This is a genomic window from Cytobacillus sp. NJ13 (assembly GCA_030348385.1).
Lineage (GTDB): Bacteria > Bacillota > Bacilli > Bacillales > Cytobacillaceae > Cytobacillus.
On sequence record JAUCFP010000006.1, the window covers coordinates 4,896,296 to 4,912,141 of the forward strand.

At 41.9% G+C, this 15,846-nt stretch carries 18 protein-coding genes; 14 read left to right on the plus strand and 4 right to left on the minus strand.

Going from position 1 to position 15,846, the window contains the following annotated elements:
* Positions 1-50: 50 nt before the first annotated feature.
* The 3 genes from QUF73_24140 to QUF73_24150 all read left to right on the plus strand — a co-directional run bounded on the left by QUF73_24140 (position 51) and on the right by QUF73_24150 (position 4,772).
* Complete coding sequence (locus tag QUF73_24140) at positions 51-2,612, plus strand: vitamin B12-dependent ribonucleotide reductase (protein MDM5229203.1); 2,562 nt, start codon at positions 51-53, stop codon at positions 2,610-2,612.
* A gap of 143 nt (positions 2,613-2,755) precedes the next feature.
* Positions 2,756-3,781, plus strand: a complete 1,026-nt coding sequence (gene splB / locus QUF73_24145) for a spore photoproduct lyase (protein ID MDM5229204.1) — start codon at positions 2,756-2,758, stop codon at positions 3,779-3,781.
* A 106-nt stretch (positions 3,782-3,887) separates the two neighbouring features.
* The gene (locus QUF73_24150) at positions 3,888-4,772 is read left to right on the plus strand and encodes a patatin-like phospholipase family protein (protein MDM5229205.1); all 885 of its coding nucleotides are present in this window, start codon (positions 3,888-3,890) and stop codon (positions 4,770-4,772) included.
* 81 nt (positions 4,773-4,853) lie between these two features.
* Here the strand turns inward: QUF73_24150 and QUF73_24155 are convergent, their stop codons facing one another.
* Positions 4,854-5,231: an SA1362 family protein gene (locus tag QUF73_24155; GenBank protein MDM5229206.1), complete on the minus strand. Its 378-nt coding sequence runs from the start codon at positions 5,229-5,231 to the stop codon at positions 4,854-4,856.
* A 450-nt stretch (positions 5,232-5,681) separates the two neighbouring features.
* On the opposite strand from QUF73_24155, the gene QUF73_24160 reads away from it, so the two are divergent.
* The 4 genes from QUF73_24160 to efp all read left to right on the plus strand — a co-directional run bounded on the left by QUF73_24160 (position 5,682) and on the right by efp (position 8,514).
* Entirely contained in the window at positions 5,682-6,215 is a 534-nt protein-coding gene (locus tag QUF73_24160) for a YqhR family membrane protein (GenBank protein ID MDM5229207.1), read from the plus strand.
* 206 nt (positions 6,216-6,421) lie between these two features.
* The gene (gene aroQ, locus QUF73_24165; GenBank protein MDM5229208.1) at positions 6,422-6,868 is read left to right on the plus strand and encodes a type II 3-dehydroquinate dehydratase; all 447 of its coding nucleotides are present in this window, start codon (positions 6,422-6,424) and stop codon (positions 6,866-6,868) included.
* Between the two features lies 1 nt (position 6,869).
* The gene (locus tag QUF73_24170; GenBank protein ID MDM5229209.1) at positions 6,870-7,931 is read left to right on the plus strand and encodes a Xaa-Pro peptidase family protein; all 1,062 of its coding nucleotides are present in this window, start codon (positions 6,870-6,872) and stop codon (positions 7,929-7,931) included.
* Positions 7,932-7,956: 25 nt separating this feature from the next.
* Positions 7,957-8,514, plus strand: coding sequence for an elongation factor P (gene efp, locus QUF73_24175; GenBank protein MDM5229210.1), 558 nt, complete (start codon positions 7,957-7,959; stop codon positions 8,512-8,514).
* Positions 8,515-8,550: 36 nt separating this feature from the next.
* Here efp and QUF73_24180 read toward each other — a convergent pair whose 3' ends face one another.
* The 3 genes from QUF73_24180 to QUF73_24190 all read right to left on the minus strand — a co-directional run bounded on the left by QUF73_24180 (position 8,551) and on the right by QUF73_24190 (position 10,946).
* Complete coding sequence (locus QUF73_24180; GenBank protein MDM5229211.1) at positions 8,551-8,718, minus strand: hypothetical protein; 168 nt, start codon at positions 8,716-8,718, stop codon at positions 8,551-8,553.
* 85 nt (positions 8,719-8,803) lie between these two features.
* Entirely contained in the window at positions 8,804-9,490 is a 687-nt protein-coding gene (locus QUF73_24185) for an SIMPL domain-containing protein (GenBank protein MDM5229212.1), read from the minus strand.
* A 73-nt stretch (positions 9,491-9,563) separates the two neighbouring features.
* On the minus strand, positions 9,564-10,946 hold the full coding sequence (locus tag QUF73_24190; GenBank protein ID MDM5229213.1) for an alkaline phosphatase: 1,383 nt from the start codon (positions 10,944-10,946) through the stop codon (positions 9,564-9,566).
* Between the two features lie 191 nt (positions 10,947-11,137).
* Here QUF73_24190 and spoIIIAA point away from each other — a divergent pair, with 191 nt between their 5' ends.
* The 7 genes from spoIIIAA to spoIIIAG all read left to right on the plus strand — a co-directional run bounded on the left by spoIIIAA (position 11,138) and on the right by spoIIIAG (position 15,844).
* Positions 11,138-12,061, plus strand: a complete 924-nt coding sequence (gene spoIIIAA, locus QUF73_24195; protein MDM5229214.1) for a stage III sporulation protein AA — start codon at positions 11,138-11,140, stop codon at positions 12,059-12,061.
* Complete coding sequence (gene spoIIIAB / locus QUF73_24200) at positions 12,062-12,577, plus strand: stage III sporulation protein SpoIIIAB (GenBank protein ID MDM5229215.1); 516 nt, start codon at positions 12,062-12,064, stop codon at positions 12,575-12,577.
* A gap of 55 nt (positions 12,578-12,632) precedes the next feature.
* Positions 12,633-12,839: a stage III sporulation protein AC gene (spoIIIAC, locus tag QUF73_24205; GenBank protein MDM5229216.1), complete on the plus strand. Its 207-nt coding sequence runs from the start codon at positions 12,633-12,635 to the stop codon at positions 12,837-12,839.
* A 15-nt stretch (positions 12,840-12,854) separates the two neighbouring features.
* Positions 12,855-13,244 (plus strand): stage III sporulation protein AD, encoded by a 390-nt coding sequence (gene spoIIIAD, locus QUF73_24210; GenBank protein MDM5229217.1) that lies wholly within the window; start codon positions 12,855-12,857, stop codon positions 13,242-13,244.
* A gap of 91 nt (positions 13,245-13,335) precedes the next feature.
* Entirely contained in the window at positions 13,336-14,535 is a 1,200-nt protein-coding gene (gene spoIIIAE, locus QUF73_24215) for a stage III sporulation protein AE (GenBank protein MDM5229218.1), read from the plus strand.
* 12 nt (positions 14,536-14,547) lie between these two features.
* Positions 14,548-15,180, plus strand: a complete 633-nt coding sequence (spoIIIAF, locus tag QUF73_24220; GenBank protein MDM5229219.1) for a stage III sporulation protein AF — start codon at positions 14,548-14,550, stop codon at positions 15,178-15,180.
* The gene (spoIIIAG, locus tag QUF73_24225; protein MDM5229220.1) at positions 15,173-15,844 is read left to right on the plus strand and encodes a stage III sporulation protein AG; all 672 of its coding nucleotides are present in this window, start codon (positions 15,173-15,175) and stop codon (positions 15,842-15,844) included. Before spoIIIAF ends, spoIIIAG begins: the two co-directional genes overlap by 8 nt.
* The last annotated feature ends 2 nt before the right edge of the window (positions 15,845-15,846 follow it).

The following is a 15,846-nucleotide window of genomic DNA, read 5'->3' on the forward strand; positions in this document are numbered from 1 at the left end:
CCAAATGCTTACACATTAATTGATAATTGAATTTAGAAGGAGTTGTAACAATGTCTGTTGCTCTAGGACAAAAAATGAAATTGAACATCGATCGTTTAAATAAGGACATCCGTCTTTTTCCTCAGGTTCATCCTGTAACCCCAGATATGAAAATGACCCACAAAGGTGTTTCCCGCTTAGTTATGCTTGATCGCTACACTTTCAAAGACACCGAAAAAGTAACACTCACAAATGGTGACTTCGTTGTCCTCACCATCAAAGAGGATCCGAAATTTCCTGCACGGGGCCTGGGCTTTATCCAGGATATCGATTGGGAAAACAAGACAGCCAAAGTTTTAGTAGAGGAAGATTACAGAGGAGTGCTGGATGATCCGGAAGAATCGAGAACAGGCATTATTACAAAGCCTCTTGATGTAATCGAGAAGCCCCTTGAAATTTTCTATGAGCAAATCGCCAAGCGTAACGCAACAGGCCTGGCATCTGTTGAGAAAATCGAAGAAAAGAAAAAAGAATGGTTTGAAAAATTCTATCAGGAATTGAAAAATTTGAATTTCATACCGGCTGGCCGCGTATTGTATGGAGCGGGTGCCGACACAGATGTTACTTATTTCAACTGCTACGTAATGCCATTCGTACAGGACTCCCGTGAAGGAATTTCCGAACACCGCAAGCAGGTAATGGAAATCATGAGCCGAGGCGGAGGAGTTGGAACAAATGGCTCAACCCTAAGACCGCGCAACACACTTGCTAAAGGAGTAAACGGCAAGTCTTCGGGTTCCGTATCCTGGCTTGATGATATTGCGAAGCTTACACACCTTGTGGAACAGGGCGGTTCCCGCAGAGGTGCTCAGATGATTATGCTGGCGGACTGGCATCCGGACATTATCGAATTCATCATCTCGAAAATGCAAAACCCAAGAATCCTGCGATTCCTTCTTGAAAATACAAATGATGAAACAATAAAAAAATATGCTAAAGAAAAATTAAAATTCACTCCATTTACTGAACAGGAAATTGCCATGTACCAGGGTATTATTAATTACAAGAGCATTCCTGGCTATGGCGGGTTCAGCGATAAAATCATAAAGGATGCTGAAGAAAAACTGGAGACTGGCGGTACTTACAGTGTTCATAATTCTGAATTCCTTACTGGTGCAAACATTTCAGTCTGCCTGACAAAAGAATTTATGGATGCAGTTGAAAATGATGCAGAATACGAGCTTCGCTTCCCAGATGTTGAATCATATGATGCTGATACCATGAAAACCTACAACGAAGAATGGCATAAAGTCGGTGATGTCAGAGAATGGGGAAAACTTGGCTATAAAGTCCGTGTTCACCGCAAAATCAAGGCGAAAGAACTTTGGAACCTGATTAATATCTGTGCAACCTACTCAGCAGAGCCAGGTATTTTCTTTATTGATAATGCCAACGACATGACCAATGCACAGGCTTACGGACAAAGGGTTGTAGCAACAAATCCATGTGGCGAACAGCCACTCGCACCATATTCTGTCTGCAACCTTGCAGCAGTGAACCTTGCAGAAATGGCAGATAAGGAAAATAAGACCGTTAACTTTGAAAAGCTGAAGCGTACTGTTGAAGTAGGAGTACGTATGCAGGACAACGTAATAGATGCTACACCATACTTCCTTGAAGAAAACAAAAAGCAGGCATTAGGCGAGCGCCGTGTAGGTCTTGGCGTTATGGGGCTTCATGATCTGCTGATCTATTGCGAAACAGAATATGGTTCTGAAGAAGGCAATGTGCTGATTGATAAAGTCTTCGAAACCATTGCAGCGACAGCTTACAAAGCTTCTGTAGAGCTTGCAAAGGAAAAAGGAAGCTTCCCGTTCTTAACAGGTGAAAATCCTGAAGAAACGAATCGTCTTCGCAAAGCTTTTACAGAAACAGGCTTCATGCAGAAAATGCCAGAGGATATCCGTGAATCCATCTTAGAAAGCGGAATCCGCAATTCACATCTGCTGACTGTTGCTCCTACTGGATCCACAGGCACCATGGTTGGAGTATCAACAGGTCTTGAACCATATTTTTCCTTCTCATACTTCAGAAGCGGCCGCTTAGGCAAGTTCATTGAAGTGAAGGCAGATATTGTTCAGGAATATTTGGATCGCAATCCGGATGCAGATCCTAATAATCTGCCTGAATGGTTTGTGGCAGCAATGGATCTGGCTCCAAAAGCGCACGCAGATGTTCAATGTGTGATTCAGCGCTGGATCGACAGTTCGATCAGTAAAACAGTAAACGCACCGAAGGGCTACAGTGTTGAACAGGTTGAGAAAGTATATGAACGCTTATACCGCGGCGGTGCAAAGGGCGGCACAGTCTATGTAGACGGATCACGCGATTCTCAAGTATTGACGCTGAAAGCTGAAGAGAACAGCTTTGAAGGTACAGATACAGTCAAAAAAGAAAAATCAAAGCAGCATGTAGTTCTGGTTGATACAATCAGCGACCTGCGTTCAACCGATGTAACAATCGGTTCGGAAGTCGGCAATACATGCCCAGTATGCCGTAAAGGAAAAGTCAAAGAAATCGGCGGCTGCAATACTTGCACTAACTGTAATGCACAGCTGAAATGCGGCTTATAAAAATAATTTAATAGACCAAAGAAGATGGAAATAATTGTTCCATCTTCTTTTTTTGCTGTTGGATCATTTGGTTCATACTACAGTCATAGGGTTCAGCGGATATTTTTCGCTGGCAGGACAAATTGATTAAGTGAGGTATGCCTATGAAGCCATTTATCCCACAGTTAGTTTATATAGAACCTCAAGCTCTTGAATATCCCCTGGGAAGAGAGCTAAAGGAAAAATTTAAAAAAATGAACTTAGAAATTAGAGAAACAACATCACATAACCAGGTGAGAAATATTCCCGGTGATAACGAATTGCAGAAATACCGCAATGCGAAATCCACTTTGGTGGTAGGGATCAGACGGACTCTGAAATTTGATACATCCAAGCCTTCGGCAGAATACGCCATTCCCCTTGCTACAGGCTGCATGGGCCACTGTCATTATTGCTATCTGCAAACTACACTTGGAAGCAAGCCATATATTCGCACGTATGTAAACCTTGAAGAAATCTTTGAGCAGGCCTCTAAATATATGGAAGAAAGAAAGCCGGAGCTTACGCGATTTGAAGCTGCATGTACTTCCGATATCGTAGGGATTGATCATTTAACCCATTCCCTGAAAAAAACAATTGAATTTATTGGCCAGACGGAGTATGGCCAGCTCCGGTTTGTCACCAAGTATCATCATGTCGACCATCTGCTTGATGCTAAACATAATGGGAAAACCCGTTTTCGATTTAGTGTTAATTCGCGGTTTGTAATAAAAAACTTTGAGCCGGGCACTTCCTCTTTCGACGATCGGCTTGAAGCCGCCCGTAAAGTAGCTAATGCAGGCTACCCGCTTGGCTTTATCGTGGCGCCAATTTACATGCATGATGATTGGCGTGAAGGCTATCATGAACTTTTTCAAAGGTTAAGCAAATCGCTCGAAGGCATCAATCTGGAAGGATTAACTTTCGAGTTAATCCAGCACAGATTTACAAAGCCAGCCAAAAAGGTAATTGAAAAACGCTACCCGAAAACAAAGCTGGAAATGGATGAAGAAAAACGTAAATATAAGTGGGGAAGATATGGAATAGGCAAGTATGTTTATCCGACTGATGAAGCAAAGGATCTTGAAAATACGATTAGGGGGTATATTCACTCTTATTTTCCAGAAGCAGAAGTGCAATATTTTACCTAAACCTGAGTTTTTGGCTTGTCAGCCGTACTATTTTAAAAAGCTCCTGATTAAAGATGTATAAGTAAGAGTTCCTCTATGGGCAAGTACATCGACAGGAGTGGCTTACATGTATATAGATGGGGTTTTTTCAGGAGGAGGCATCAAGGGATTTGCGTTAATCGGTGCATATGAGGAAGTTTACAAAAGAGGTTTTCGATTTAAGCGGGTTGCGGGAACAAGTGCAGGTTCGATCGTTGCTGCTTTAATTTCTGCCAATTATACAAGTGATGAAATATATCAGCTCGTCGATGAGTTTGATGTAAAAAAGCTTCTTGATGAAAGAAAAACCTTTATTCCCTTCGCTGTCGGCAAATGGCTTAACCTTTATTGGCGGCTGGGATTATATAAAGGATCCGAGCTGGAAACCTGGATGGCTCAAAAGCTGGCTGACAGGGGGATTAGAACCTTTTCAGACCTTCCTCCGCAATCGCTGAGAGTCATAGCGTCTGACCTGACAAACGGAAGACTGGTAGTACTGCCCGATGATCTTGTAAATTATGGGATTGATCCCGCTTCGTTTTCGGTTGCAAAGGCGATCAGGATGAGCTGCAGTCTCCCGTATTTTTTTGAGCCGGTCAAGCTGAACGCATACAGCAGCTCCAGTGTCATTGTGGATGGAGGGGTGCTAAGCAATTTTCCTATGTGGCTTTTTGATAAGGAAAACGTGAAGAAGACCCGGCCTGTCCTGGGGATAAAGTTAAGCCATAATTTAAGCGAACGGCCGCCGAATAAAATTGACAACGCCATCCAAATGTATGCTGCGCTTTTTGAAACGATGAAGGATGCACATGATGCCAGATACATCTCCAGAAAACATGCACAAAACATTATTTTCATTCCAACGGATGGCGTTCTGACTGCGGAATTTAATATAACTGAGCAGAAGAAAAAAGATCTTCTGGAGCACGGCAGGCAATGTGCGGAGCAATTTTTTTCATCATGGAGCTATTAAGCAGAAAAGCCATGAGCTTAATCTGGAAGGTCCCCCCAGAATTCAGAACTTATCATATAAAAGTAAAAAATCGAGCCCAAATTAAAGGGAGGCTCGATTTTTCTTTTTGCCTTTTTTGCCTTCTATGACTGTCAAGTGTGGAGAAGATTTTTTCTTAGACTTTTTAATTGAAGTAAGGGAACCTACGGAAGCCTTTCTTCCATTGGCTGAGCCTGTTTCTTTATTGTTAAAGCGCCTTTTTGATTTTTTGGCTGCCTTTATAAAAGCTCGCTGCTCCCGCTTTGAGGGACTAGATCTGTTAAAGCGCTGAAAAAGAAAGTATACCACAGCACCAATGATGACAATGACAGCTATTCTCTGCAAAAAACCGGCAGGATTTGAGATCAGGCTGACGGCAACTCCGATGACAGCTAGCATAATGAGCCCGGAGACAATATAAAATGTAAATGGTTTTTTCAAGAAAGCCACCTCCCTAAAAGCATGATGAGCAATTTTATAAGCTTTTAAACTATATAAGCTAAAGTTTATCGAAATAATTAATGAAAGTTGTCTTCATATTTTTCTTTTCCTATTTCTTTACAATTTAAACAGCGGAATATTAACTTTTAACTAGTTTCAGGAATAGCTGCATGTTTATCAAAGAGTATCCCGCATGTTGCTTATACTTAAATTTATGCTGTGCACACCAGTCCCGGAACACACATTACTTCAAATAAGCACAAAATCAAAGGACTGTATCATTAATTATTTTATTCGACCTAAAATCTCATAAAACCTCTATACAACAGGAAAATATATAAAAAATATGAACGATCTTTGCCGGAGGGTTAATCCAATCTGCATTTATTTTAAATCTGATGCAATGGAATAAATGCGTGTGGACATAATAGGAAAAGGAGGTGGCGCAAAGTGGCAGAAGAAAAGGAGCGCTTGGAACAGGATCAAAGGGAAAAACCAATGTCTTTTATGGCAATGGTGGTCATTACCGGACTGGTTGGAGGCATTCTTTGGAGCGGCCTGGCCTATCTGGCATACGTGTTTAATTTTACCGAAATTCGCCCTAATGTCATTCTCGAACCCTGGACGATTGGGGCCTGGAAAGAGGGCTGGCTGGGAACTCTGATCTCAATTCTCCTTATTGGGGCAATATCGATTGTGGCGGCCTTAATTTATTATGCAGCGCTGCGGAAATTTCAAAGTATTTTCGTGGGGGCTGGCTATGGAGTTGCCCTTTTTTTACTGGTATTTTTTGTACTCAATCCAATCTTCCCTGGAATCAGCCCGTTTTGGGATCTTGAGCGGAATACAATTGTAACATCGATCTGTTTCTATATATTATTTGGCGTTTTCGTAGGGTATTCCATTTCTTATGAAGCTCAAGAAATCCGAGGCAAGACTGAAGATGAAAAAAAGGCCCGGACAGATCCGGATTTAACTCGATGAACAAAGCATAATGACGAATGTTAAATCTTTGTGCATTATTGCTGGTAAGTAATGAAGAATTTTGCGAAAAGCGCTATACATCAGAACTGTATGAAATTTTGCTTTATGATAGAATGTTCTTAATGGGCATTCTTTTTCGATGCTGTCAGGAGAAGACTTGAATAGAAAGAGAGGCCCGTCAGCAACTATGTAAAAGGGGGTTGAACATGGGGAAAATACTCCTGTTAAATGGGCCGAATTTAAACCTGCTCGGCAAAAGGGAACCAGGTGTTTATGGAAAAGAAACGCTTGATCAGCTGGAGCAAAATATGAAAGCATTGGGTGCTTCATTTGAGACAGAAGTGACCTGTTTTCAGTCAAATCATGAAGGGGAACTCATTGACAAGCTTCACCTCGCCAATGAAGATGGCACACAGGGTATTATTTTCAATCCCGGCGCATTTACCCATTATAGTTATGCGATCAGGGATGCTGTTGCAGGAATCCAGGTTCCTTTGATCGAAGTACATATTTCAAATGTTCATGCCAGGGAAGAATTCAGGCATACTTCTGTCATTGCACCTGCTGCAATGGGCCAAATAGTTGGTCTGGGCTTTAAAGGGTATGAACTGGCTTTTCATGCATTAATGAATTTTCAAAAGGGGAGAGGATAAAATGGAAAAAATACAAAAATTACGCGCGCGCTTTACAGAGTCAGGGATAGATGGGATGCTGATTACCAGCAGTTTCAACCGCCGTTATATGACTGGTTTTACCGGTTCAGCCGGCGTGGTATTAATCAGTGCGGATAAAGCACTCTTCATAACCGATTTCCGGTACACAGAACAGGCAGCTAAGCAGTGTGAAGGGTATGAAATTGTGAAGCATACTGGTGCAATTCCAGAAGAAGTTGCCAAACAGGCTGAACAGCTTGGGATCAAAAAGCTTGGCTTTGAAGAGAATCATTTAACTTTTTCATCCTATAAAGCATATGAAAAAGCTGTTAACTCTGAGCTTGTTCCTCTTTCTGACACAATTGAAAAGTTACGCTTGATAAAGACCGATTCAGAGATTAAGATAATAAAGGTGGCAGCTGACATTGCAGATGCTGCGTTTAAACATATTCTTGATGTCATTCGGCCAGGAATTACTGAATTGGAAGTTTCCAATGAATTAGAATTCTTTATGAGAAAAGCGGGTGCAGTTTCATCATCGTTTGATATTATCGTAGCATCCGGATACCGTTCTGCTCTTCCGCATGGAGTAGCCAGTGATAAAGTTATTGAAAAAGGCGATTTTGTCACACTGGACTTCGGCGCTTATTATAAGGGCTATGTTTCAGATATTACCCGTACGGTTGCTGTTGGAGAACCTGAAGATAAGCTGAAAGAAATCTATACAATTGTGCAAGAAGCTCAGGAGCGGGGGATGGAAGGCATCAAACCGGGAATGAGCGGCAAAGAAGCAGATGCCTTAACTCGTGATTATATTTCTGGTAAAGGCTATGGCGAATATTTTGGCCATTCTACCGGACATGGCATAGGGCTTGAAGTGCATGAAGGGCCTGCATTGTCATTTAAGTCTGATGTTATACTTGAACCTGGAATGGTTGTAACGGTGGAGCCGGGCATTTACATACCGGGCCTCGGCGGTGTCCGAATTGAGGATGATACAGTCATTACAAAGGATCACAATGAAACGCTTACTCATTCTACTAAAGAATTGATTATTCTTTAATTGTACACATTAGGAGGACAAACTCATGATTTCTGTAAACGATTTTCGAACGGGATTGACGATTGAAGTTGATAACGGCATTTGGCGTGTAATGGATTTCCAGCACGTTAAACCGGGAAAGGGAGCGGCATTTGTACGTTCCAAATTGCGTAACCTTCGCACAGGTGCTATTCAGGAAAAAACCTTTCGTGCAGGTGAAAAAGTAGGGAAGGCACAAATCGATAACCGCAAAATGCAATACCTTTATGCTAATGGAGATCAGCATGTTTTCATGGACAATGAGTCTTATGAGCAAATCGAGCTGCCTGCATCAGCAATTGAGTATGAATTAAAGTTTTTAAAAGAAAACATGGAAGTTGCTATTATGCTTTACCAGGGAGAGTCTCTTGGAATCGAGCTTCCTAACTCTGTTGAGCTGACAGTGACTGAAACAGAACCAGGTATTAAAGGGGATACTGCTTCCGGCGGAACGAAACCTGCTACACTTGAAACAGGCCTGACTGTACAAGTTCCTTTCTTTGTTAATGAAGGAGATAAGCTGATTATCAATACAACTGATGGTTCATATGTGTCACGTGCATAATTTGATAAAAAAATCCCGATCTCTCGGGATTTTTTTTTATCCTTTATATTTTCTGCCTTCAGCTCCGGGGGATATGTCAGTATCATTGCGATTATTATAATCAGGGTCAGATACAGGAGCATTTCTGTTATCGCGTGTTCCGCCAAGATAAGCCCTGTCGCCTTTTTTCTGGTATTTTAAAAATTCACCTAAGTTTTCATTCATCCTAAAACCTCATTTCTCTGGGAAGTTACTCAGTGAAACATTATTAGTATTAGCTTTTTCCTCATGATTATAATTCGAAGATCTTCTAACTATAATATGTGAACTCTGCCGTGATTTGGCTTTCTATGTCTATGGTTCCGGGCTGGATAGGCGTGCTGACGGCACTTTTAACAAAAGTGGAGGATTGAAACGAAACAGGCTGCTCAATGCCTAAAGCTCGTTCCGCAACGGATACCGGGGTGCTGATTAATTGTACTCTTAGTGCAGAGGCAATTGTTTCTGCCTTTTTGTAAGCATCCATAACGGCCAGACTTAATGCCTGCTGGTACAAATCCGACTGGTTTTCAGCTTCAAAATGAATTCCTCTGACAATGTTTGCACCGTTATCCACTGCTGTATCCACAACAAGTCCCGTATTTTCTATCTCATCGACAGTAATGCCTAGTATATGCTCAACCCTGTACCCGCGGAAAATTTGCTTGCCATCCACAAAATCATACTGCGGAAAAATGGTGAAATCGGACGTTTGAATCTGCTTATCTGTTATTCCAATAGCATTAAGCGCCTTTTTGACACTTGAAATGGCATCTGCATTCTGTTCCTGTGCTTTCTGAAGCTCCATGTCTTCTGTTAAAACTCCCAGCTTTATGTTAGCCTGGTCAGGCTGTACAGCTAGCTTCCCCTCACCTGAAACCCTTAAAATATTTGGTTTTGATCTGGAATGGCTTCCTTTTTGCACAGAATTGCGGACAAAGGGCTGATAATAATACATGTATTTCATTCCCCGCTTTCATTGAGGTATCTTTCTAGAATTACGCGGGAGTAAGAGAGAAAATGCGTACTTATTAATCCCAGCTGTAATTCATCAGCCGCGCAATTCTCTTTGGGATATCTGTATTCTCCATCACTCCTGTAAAAGCTTCGCTCCCAATGCCATAAGCAAATAAAGGAATCATATTGCCTGTATGTCCGCCGGTTGAGCTGAGAGATCTTACTTTATTCGTTAAAATTCCCCCATGATATTTTTCTGCAATCAGGCTGCCTATTTCCCATGCTGCTAAATATTTAGGATAAACCTGGCTGTCTGTTTTCATCAGCTTGTCATTAAATGCTTCAATTTCCTGCTCGGTTAAATCAATGTTTGCATACTTTTTTAAAACATCTTTCACGCTTTCTGACCGGTAAGTGCCCCTATTTTCATCTCTGGCAAATTGGCTGACCATATACTGCGGTGTCGCCTTGATTTCTTTTAACTGCTGTATATCCAGCGGCTCTGATGCTGATATACCCATGGTTTCATGATCAGCGGCAACCAAAACCAGTGTCTCTTGGTCTTTTTTTGCCCATTCAACCGCATATTTGACAGCTTCATCAAATTCAATGGTTTCTTTCCAGATGCTTGTAATATCCCCTGCGTGTGAAGCGTGGTCAATCCTTGCGCCTTCAGCCATAAGAAAAAATCCCTGTTTTTCTTTTGAGAGTACACTGATCGCTTTTTCAGTCATTTCTTTTAAGTTTGGTTCTTTGCTGTTTTTTAGAGGACGGTCCAGTTTAAAGTTCATATATCCATTATTGAACAATCCGAGAAGCTTTTTCCCTTTTGCTTTCTGCATTTCATCCCGATTGCTTGCATAGTCATACCCTTTCATCCTGGCCTCCTTAATTAAATCCTTCCCGCCTTGCTTTTCCGGGCTAAAATAGGCTCTCCCGCCTCCCATTAACACATCCACCTCATTATTGAGCTGCTGGCGTGCAATTTCCTCCTGTCCAGACCATCTGTTTGAAACGCTTGCTGTAAAGGCGGCAGGTGTTGCATCTGTAACTGTATTGGTAGAGATAACCCCCGCCTTTTTTCCGTTTTTCTTGAATAAATCAAGAATGCTGTCTGTTTCCTTCCCATCAGGAGTGACTCCGATCATCTCATTATTCGTTTTTATTCCAATTGCAAGTGCGGTGCCACCGGCAGCTGAGTCTGTAACAAAATTATTGGCAGATTCGGTATGCACCAATGCGGTGTGAGGGAGAGATTCCAGGAACAGCCGCCCATCCTTTCCATATTCCAGTTTTCTTGCAATCTCAATCTGGCCTATTCCCATTCCATCACCAATCATCAGAATGACATTTTGCGGTCCTTTTGTATTTCCCTGATGAGCCATTCCTTCTGCAGGGAAGAAGCCAAGGACTAAAAGATGAAAAATAATCATAATGTAAATGCATTTAGCTTTCATAAATTGACACCAGCCTTTATCAACGTTCTTATTCGATTATTTTTTGGAGAAATGACTTTTTTTACTCAGCGAAAAGCTTGTCCTAAATAAATGTGAAGCTTGCAAATCTAAGTCATATTGTTTTGCCTCAGGCATACATTTTAAATAATGAGAAGCTAGTCCGAGATCAGATTATGAATGGAGGAGCAGACATGGAAACGATTATAGCCTTTTTGCCGAAAAAAATAGCCGAACAAATACAGAGAATCCCTCCGCAAATCTTAAAGGATCTGGAGGAAATCAGGGTCCGCATTTCCAGGCCCATTGAGCTGACAGCAAGGGGAGTACCGCATTATCTCCCTTATATAGTTGAGTCAGAGGATGCCGTGCATTTGCTGAATAAAATAAGCCATTTTTCCATTTACACACTGGAAGAAGAACTGAAAAGAGGATATATCACGATTGAAGGCGGCCATAGGGTGGGACTTGCTGGAAAGGTCATTCTTGAACAAGGAAAGGTTAAGGCAATCAGGGATATTTCCTCTTTTAACATTAGAATTGCCAGGGAGAAAATCGGCATTGCCCAGAATTTGATTCCCAGAATTTACAGGGATGGGTGGCTGCATACCATGATTATTGGTCCGCCGCAGACTGGTAAAACCACCTTGCTGCGGGACATTGCGAGAATCATTTCATCTGGTGATCTGAATGGTGACTTTCCTGCCAGCAAGGTCGGGATTGTGGATGAACGCTCCGAAATAGCAGGATGTGTGAACGGAATCCCGCAAATGACATTTGGGAATAGAATTGATGTCCTTGATGCCTGTCCAAAAGCTGAAGGCATGATGATGATGATTCGTTCCATGAGCCCCGAGGTTCTGGTTGTTGATGAAATTGGCAGGCATGAAGATGCAGAGGCCATAATGGAGGCTGTAAATGCCGGAATAAAGCTGATTATGACTACACATGGAAATTCTCTGGAAGAAATTAAGAAGCGCCCCACTTTACAAGCCATACTGGAAATGGGCATTTTTCAGCGATTTATTGAACTGAGCAGGAAAGAAGAGCCTGGCAGCATTGTGTGCATTAGAAACTCAGACGGTGTGGGATACCCGTATAAAGCGGGCGTGATGTAAATGATGAAGGTTATTGGAGCTGTTTTGATCATCATTGCTACAACGTGGGCAGGATTTGAAGCTTCGAGGCATCTTAGCGAAAGGCCGCGGCAGCTTCGCCAGCTTAAATCGGCCCTGCAGTCGCTGGAGGCTGAAATTATGTATGGCCATACGCCTCTCCATGAAGCAGCCAGAAGACTTTCTGCCCAGCTTTCCAAGCCGTTATCCTGGTTCTTTGAATCCTTTGCAAAGAAATTGACTGATTCCGAGACGACCGTTAAGGACGCCTGGGAAGAAAGTTTGAAGGAAATATGGAAAATGACGGCTTTTAAACAAGGGGAATTCGAGATCATGAAGCAATTTGGCGAAACACTTGGAAGACATGACCGTCTTTCCCAGCAAAAGCAGATCATGCTGACCCTTTCCCATCTTGAACGTGAAGAAGCAGATGCACATGACAGACAAGTGAAGTACGAGAGAATGGTCAAAAGTCTGGGGTTTTTATCCGGATTGCTCTTAATCATATTACTAATGTAGGAAACGCCGGCAGCCTGAATTGCCGGACGCTGATCAGAGCTTAGGGGGAGAAAAGATGGGCCTAGAGGTAGATATCATATTTAAGATTGCAGGTGTCGGAATTGTTGTAGCCTTCTTGCATACTATTCTTGATCAGGTGGGCAAAAAGGAATACGCACAATGGGTGACGCTTTTCGGATTTATATATATCTTGTTCATGGTTGCTTCCATTGTAGATAACCTATTCCAAAAAATAAAATCTGTTTTTTTGTTTCAGGGATAAAAGGGGGGCTCAGCCATTGAAATTCTTCAGATAGTCGGATTTTCGCTTGTAGCCACTTTCCTGGCGCTGATTGTTAAGGAGCAAAAACCCAATTTTGCTTTTTTGCTGATTGTATTTGTCGGCTGTGCCATCTTTCTTTTTCTGGTCGACCAAATTTATGCCATTATCCATATGATTGAAAAGATTGCCGTCAATGCAAAGGTAAATATCGTATATGTTGAAACCATTTTAAAAATCATCGGAATTGCCTATATTGCTGAATTTGCAGCCCAGATTACGAAAGATGCAGGACAGGGGGCCATTGCAGCAAAAATTGAGATGGGCGGGAAGATACTTATACTCGCGATGGCTATCCCGATTCTTACTGTATTAATCGAAACCATCATTCGCATGATTCCGAGCTAGCTTGCGGCGGCCTGCTGAATATGCAGGCTGCCGGACTGGACAAGCACATATTGCTGGCATTAGATAGGGTCTTTTAAAAGAGGTGAAAAAAATGAAGCAAAGGATGCAGAAAATTTTATGGTTCAGTTTAATTCTATTCTTTTTCCTGGCACCAATTGTACAAGCATCACCTAAGACCGGCGAAGCAGAGGAAACGATATCCCCTCAGGATTTAGTAGAATCTCAGGTGGAGAAGTTAGATCTAAATGAATTAAGAGGATTTTGGGAAGAAATCACAACAGAGTATGGAGGCTTTTTGCCTGAAAGCCAAAAGGGGAGCCTCTATGAATTTATAAAGGGAGAAAAAGAATTCTCACTAAAAGAGTGGGCTGCAGGCGCAATGAAGTTTGTGTTCCATGAGTTCATTGTAAATGGAAAACTGCTGGGAACCTTGATATTGCTGACGGTATTCAGCATGTTTCTCCAGTCCCTGCAGAATTCATTTGAAAAAAGCACTGTCAGTAAAGCGGCATATTCAATCGTGTTCATGGTTTTAATAATTATTGCGCTGAATAGCTTTCATGTTGCGATCACTTACACACAGGAAACCATTTCAACCATGGTGTCATTCATAATGGCTCTCATACCGCTGCTGCTTGCACTGATTGCTTCTTCGGGAGGCGTGGTATCCGCTGCTTTTTTCCACCCGGTGATTTTATTTTTGATGAATGTCAGCGGATTATTTATCCAATATGTCATCCTTCCGCTTTTATTTTTATCAGCCCTGTTAAGCATTGTCAGCACATTGTCAGAACACTATAAGGTAACTCAGCTTGCGAATCTGCTCCGGAATTGGAGCATAGGGCTTCTTGGGATGTTTCTGACAGTCTTTTTGGGAGTTATATCAGTTCAGGGAGCCTCAGCCGCGGTTACTGATGGAATTACCATTCGTACAGCAAAATTTATTACTGGAAATTTCATTCCGGTCATTGGAAGGATGTTTACAGATGCGACTGATACCGTAATTAGCGCTTCGGTGCTATTGAAAAATACTGTTGGGATAGCAGGAGTCGCCATTCTCCTTATTATCGCAGCTTTTCCTGCAATCAAAATTTTAATGATTGCGTTTATATATAAATTTGCGGCAGCCATTTTGCAGCCGCTGGGGGGAGGGCCAATCATTTCCTGCCTGGATATAATCAGCAAAAGCATCATCTATGTTTTTGCCGCTCTGGCCATCGTCTCCCTGATGTTTTTCCTTAGTATTACGGTTATTATAGCAGCCGGAAATTTGACCATGATGGTCAGGTAGGGAGGGAATGAAGTGGATTTCATAAAAGAATGGGTAACGAACATCATATTATTTGTTCTGCTTGCCACTGTCATTGATATGCTCCTCCCCAGTTCCAAGCTTCAGAAATACACAAAAATGGTGACAGGACTGCTGCTGATTGCGATTATACTTACACCAATTTTAAGAATTATATCAAGTGATTTTGAAGAGGCCCTTGTTTCAGTGCCAGTTTTTGAGGCATCGGGAGAAAAAAATATGGAAAATTTAATAGAAATGAAGAAAAAAGAAATACAAGCCTCAAGTGATGCATATATTTTAGAACAAATGGCTGTCCACATGAAACAGGACGCAGAAGAGGAGTTGATGGAACAGTACGGTCTGGAAATTGCTAACATTGATATTTTAGTAGATGAAAGCAGTGATCAAGCCTTCCCGGATAACCTGCAAAAGGTCATGATCCAACTCAAAGCAGAAGATGCAGAAGCTGAAGCTGTAGAAGTGGTTAAAACAGTAGAAATCAATGCCGGGAAACCTCTTCCATCCAGCGGGCCTGAACATGAAGACGCAGTAAGAATTGCTTCTCTTCTCGCACAAAAATGGAATGTAGACGCAAACTCAATCGAAGTTCTGGTAGAAGGGGGGAATATGGATAAGGATGGATAATGAAAAAGGTCCTTTCACATGGATAAAGAAGATGATTTCCAAAGATGGGCAGTCTGATAAGAAACCCGGTAAATTCCATTATTTGCTGCTTGTTCTCCTTTTTGGAGCAGCGATCATGCTGGTCAGCAATACACTGTTTCAAGAAGACAGCTCTACCGAGGATTTGTCCGTTTTTAAAAATGGAGAAGAAGAAGTAAAGCAGGAGGAAGAGGTGCCAGTATTCGGCCAGCAGAAATCTGGAGGAAATGACACAATCGCCAATTATGAAAAGGCATACGAAGCTCAAATAAAAGAGGCACTTGATGCAATCGTCGGAGTAGAAGATGCCACTGTTGTGGTTAATGTGGATGCCACAGAGAAGAAAGTCCTTGAAAAAAACAAAACGACCCAAACACAAAAAACCGATGAAACAGATCGGGAAGGCGGCAAAAGGAAGGTTGAGGATCAGTCACAGGAGGAACAGCTTGTGATTGTCCGAAATGGAGAAAAAGAGGTTCCCATTGTCATAGAAACCAAGAAACCTGAAATAAGGGGAGTGCTGGTTGTGGCAAAAGGGGCTGAAAATATACAAGTGAAAAAGTGGATTATAGAGGCAGTAACAAGAGCGCTTGATGTTCCAAGTCATAGAGTATCCGTAATGCCTAAAAAAACTAAGGGGGAATAATA

What these genes read in the sequence shown, in the direction of transcription:
- aroQ (MDM5229208.1), top strand. Translation starts at nt 6,422, where the DNA reads ATGGGGAAAATACTCCTGTTAAATGGGCCGAATTTAAACCTGCTCGGC.
- spoIIIAC (MDM5229216.1), top strand. Translation starts at nt 12,633, where the DNA reads ATGGGCCTAGAGGTAGATATCATATTTAAGATTGCAGGTGTCGGAATT.
- QUF73_24170 (MDM5229209.1), top strand. Translation starts at nt 6,870, where the DNA reads ATGGAAAAAATACAAAAATTACGCGCGCGCTTTACAGAGTCAGGGATA.
- QUF73_24185 (MDM5229212.1), bottom strand. Translation starts at nt 9,490, where the DNA reads ATGTATTATTATCAGCCCTTTGTCCGCAATTCTGTGCAAAAAGGAAGC.
- efp (MDM5229210.1), top strand. Translation starts at nt 7,957, where the DNA reads ATGATTTCTGTAAACGATTTTCGAACGGGATTGACGATTGAAGTTGAT.
- QUF73_24180 (MDM5229211.1), bottom strand. Translation starts at nt 8,718, where the DNA reads ATGAATGAAAACTTAGGTGAATTTTTAAAATACCAGAAAAAAGGCGAC.
- QUF73_24150 (MDM5229205.1), top strand. Translation starts at nt 3,888, where the DNA reads ATGTATATAGATGGGGTTTTTTCAGGAGGAGGCATCAAGGGATTTGCG.
- spoIIIAB (MDM5229215.1), top strand. Translation starts at nt 12,062, where the DNA reads ATGATGAAGGTTATTGGAGCTGTTTTGATCATCATTGCTACAACGTGG.
- splB (MDM5229204.1), top strand. Translation starts at nt 2,756, where the DNA reads ATGAAGCCATTTATCCCACAGTTAGTTTATATAGAACCTCAAGCTCTT.
- spoIIIAE (MDM5229218.1), top strand. Translation starts at nt 13,336, where the DNA reads ATGAAGCAAAGGATGCAGAAAATTTTATGGTTCAGTTTAATTCTATTC.
- spoIIIAG (MDM5229220.1), top strand. Translation starts at nt 15,173, where the DNA reads ATGGATAATGAAAAAGGTCCTTTCACATGGATAAAGAAGATGATTTCC.
- QUF73_24140 (MDM5229203.1), top strand. Translation starts at nt 51, where the DNA reads ATGTCTGTTGCTCTAGGACAAAAAATGAAATTGAACATCGATCGTTTA.
- QUF73_24190 (MDM5229213.1), bottom strand. Translation starts at nt 10,946, where the DNA reads ATGAAAGCTAAATGCATTTACATTATGATTATTTTTCATCTTTTAGTC.
- spoIIIAA (MDM5229214.1), top strand. Translation starts at nt 11,138, where the DNA reads ATGGAAACGATTATAGCCTTTTTGCCGAAAAAAATAGCCGAACAAATA.